The organism is Stagnihabitans tardus, from assembly GCF_009925085.1.
Classification (GTDB): domain Bacteria; phylum Pseudomonadota; class Alphaproteobacteria; order Rhodobacterales; family Rhodobacteraceae; genus Stagnihabitans; species Stagnihabitans tardus.
The window spans coordinates 1-2364 of sequence record NZ_JAABNR010000063.1; the positions used below are offsets into that span (position 1 = coordinate 1).

At 65.9% G+C, this 2364-nt stretch carries 2 protein-coding genes; both read right to left on the reverse strand.

Annotation, left to right across the window (positions count from 1 at the left end):
• Nucleotides 1-166 precede the first annotated feature (166 nt).
• The gene (locus GV832_RS21505) at nucleotides 167-1996 is read right to left on the reverse strand and encodes an ABC transporter ATP-binding protein (RefSeq protein WP_168776907.1); all 1830 of its coding nucleotides are present in this window, start codon (nucleotides 1994-1996) and stop codon (nucleotides 167-169) included.
• Between the two features lie 123 nt (nucleotides 1997-2119).
• Nucleotides 2120-2364 (reverse strand): hypothetical protein (locus tag GV832_RS21510; RefSeq protein WP_168776908.1); only part of this gene is annotated, 245 nt, incomplete at its 5' end.

Consider the following 2364-nt stretch of genomic DNA (forward strand, 5'->3'; position numbering starts at 1 on the left):
CCAGCGCTCGATCTTGCGCCGCTCGGAGACGGAAAGATGGGAAAACCGGATCTTCATTCTCAGCTCCTTGTCTGGTCCCAAACATCAAGGAACCATGAAAAGTCGCATTCCAGAATAGCGCGCACCCAAGGTGGCCGCAAAAGACCCCTAGGCAATATTATGTAACTTATCCGATCTCCCGGGCATCCACCAGGCTGCGGAAGACGGCGTTGTCGCAGTAAAGCTCTTCGTAGGGGCCGATCCCCACCATGCGGCCCTTTTCCAGGACCAGGATCTGGTCGCAGTCCTTCACCGTCGAAATCCGGTGCGCGATCAGAAGCACGGTCTTTCTCGCGGAGCCCTCTAGCGCGCTCAAGGCGCCGATGGCACGCACGACCTCTTGTTCGGTCAGGTTGTCCAAGGCGCTTGTCGCCTCGTCGAAGACGATGAGCCCCGGGTCGCGGTAAAGCGCGCGGGCGATGCCGATGCGCTGCCTTTGCCCGCCCGAGAGCCTGACGCCGCGTTCGCCCACCGAGGTCTGGAAGCCCTGGGGCATGTCCTGCTCGACGAAATCGAGGATCTGCGCCATGCGGGCGGCCTCGCGGACCCGGGCCAGGTCGATCTCTTCGGGCTTCAGGCCAAAGGCGATGTTCTCCGCCACCGAGGCATCGAGGAGGAAGACATCCTGCGGCACATAGCCGAGATCGGCCTGCCAGTTGCGCAGGTTTTCCGCCGTGACCGGAACGCCATCGACCAGGATCGCGCCGCCATCCGGGGCCAGGAGACCGAGGAAGAGATCGACGAAGGTGGTCTTGCCCGCCCCGGTCGGGCCGACGATGCCCAGGGTGGACCCGGCGGGGATGGTCAGCGAGATGCCCGCGATCGAGGGGGTTTCGGCCTGGGCATACCGGAAGGAGAGGCCCGCGATCTCGACCGAGCGGGCGAAGGGCAGGGGCACGACCTCGTCTTGCGGCAGGGGCGGCAGGCTGTCGCGATCGGCCAGGGCCGCGGAGACGACATCCAGCGCGGTCAGGCCATAGCGGATCTGGGCCAGGGAGGAATAGACGCCCTGCATGGCGGGCAGGATGCGATAGCCCGCGAAGGCGTAAAAGCCCAGGAGCGGCAGGATATGGGCCAGGGCCGTCGAGGGCGTGTCGCGGTGTTGCAGCATGAGCGACAGGGCCAGAAGGATGATGCCGCCGAAGGCCACGGCCTCGACGGCGTAGCGGGGGATCTGGGCGAGGCTGGTGGAAAGCGCCTGGACGCGGCCGAATTCATGGGCGCCGTATTTGAACCGCTCGAGGTAATGGCCTTCGCGGCCGAGGATCTTGAGGATCTTGATCCCGCCCAGGGCATCGACGGCCGAGCCATAGCGGATGCGGTCGACGCGGGCGCGGGTCTGGCCGAGGCGGGCCAGGCGCGGCTGGACCACGGCGAAGATCGCCGCATAGCAGCCGCCCAGCACGACGACTCCGGCGAAAGCCGTCATCGGGTTGACCAGGACCAAGAGCACGATCAGCACGACCAGGGTCGCGGACTGGGCCACGATGACGGCCATGGGCTGGTAGATCTGCATGATCAGGATGCTGATTTCCTGCAGCAGTTCCTTGGCGATGTCGCTGCTGTGGCGTGACAGGAAATAGGCATAGGGCCGGCGCAGATAGGTCTCGAGGAGCCGGGCGCCCAAAGTGTAGTTGCGCATCTGGGCAAAGCGGTTGACGGCATGGGAGCCCAGGCTGCGCACGGCGGCCGACAGGATCAGCAGCGCGAAGGAGGCGATGCCGAGGACGATCTGGAAGTCGAAGGCATCGGCAATCCCCAGGGTCTCGCGGATGGCGGCCAGGGTGAGGTTCGAGGTGATCAGGCCCGGATCGGCGAGGACCGCCAGGAAGGGCATGATCGACATGGCGCCGAGGCTGTCGAAAAGGGCCACGAAGGTGACGACGGCAAAGACGAGCCAGGCGCTCCGCCGTTCGGAGGCATCCAGCAAGCGATAGGCCTTGAGAATCTCTTTCACGCAAATTCCCTTCGCGGACGGGGGCGAGGCTGACAATCCCCCTGCCCTAGCCTGAAATCAGGCCGAGATGAAGGCTCCGCATGCGGGGCGCGCGCGGCATGGGGGCGCGGCATGGGAAGGGCCTCATCGCGCAAGGAAGTCCTCGAGCGGCATGAGGCTGCTGGCGCCTGCGGGATCGACGAAGCCCAGGAGTTCGATGCCCTGGAAGCGGATATCGACCCCCTGCCCCGCCCCTGTCCCCGTGATCCTGACCATGTCGCCGTCGCGGGTTGCGGTGTAGTCGGTGGGGGTTCCGGTCAGGAGGAGGATGTCGCGGCCGCCCTCCCCGGCGATGGCGTCCTGGCCGCGGCCGGGGGTGAAGCGGTCAT